Here is a 919-nt window from a genome sequence, read left to right on the forward strand (position 1 = left end):
GCTGGAGGTATCGGAAGTGCGAATGCTGACATGAGTAACGATAATGCGGGTGAAAAACCCGCACGCCGAAAGCCCAAGGTTTCCTTGCGCAACGTTAATCGGCGCAGGGTGAGTCGGCCCCTAAGGCGAGGACGAAAGTCGTAGTCGATGGGAAGCAGGTTAATATTCCTGCACCTCGCGTAAGTGCGATGGAGGGACGGAGAAGGTTAGGTGTACCGGGCGTTGGTTGTCCCGGGGAAAGGCGGTAGGTTTGGATCTTTGGCAAATCCGGGATCCTTTAAGACCGAGCACCGAGACGAGTCTTTAAGACGAAGTCACTGATACCACGCTTCCAGGAAAAGCTCCTAAGCTTCAGCTTACGCAGACCGTACCGTAAACCGACACAGGTGGGTAGGATGAGAATTCTCAGGCGCTTGAGAGAACTCGGGTGAAGGAACTAGGCAACATGGCACCGTAACTTCGGGAGAAGGTGCACCCTTTTTGGTGGCTCGTGCGAGCTATAGCTGAAGAGGGTCGCAGTAACCAGGCCGCTGCGACTGTTTATCAAAAACACAGCACTCTGCAAACACGAAAGTGGACGTATAGGGTGTGACGCCTGCCCGGTGCTGGAAGGTTAATTGATGGGGTCAGCCGCAAGGCGAAGCTCTTGATCGAAGCCCCAGTAAACGGCGGCCGTAACTATAACGGTCCTAAGGTAGCGAAATTCCTTGTCGGGTAAGTTCCGACCTGCACGAATGGCGTAACGACAGCGGCGCTGTCTCCACCCGAGACTCAGTGAAATTGAAATCGCTGTGAAGATGCAGCGTTCCCGTGGCAAGACGGAAAGACCCCGTGAACCTTTACTATAGCTTTACACTGAACGTTGAGTTCGTCTGTGTAGGATAGGTGGGAGGCTATGAAACCATGGCGCTAGCTGTGG

At 53.9% G+C, this 919-nt stretch carries 1 rRNA gene; it reads left to right on the forward strand.

The window, feature by feature from the left end:
* Positions 1-919 (forward strand): 23S ribosomal RNA (locus ACX9OW_RS20735); the annotation flags it as partial.

Source organism: Stenotrophomonas genospecies 5, assembly GCF_054473825.1.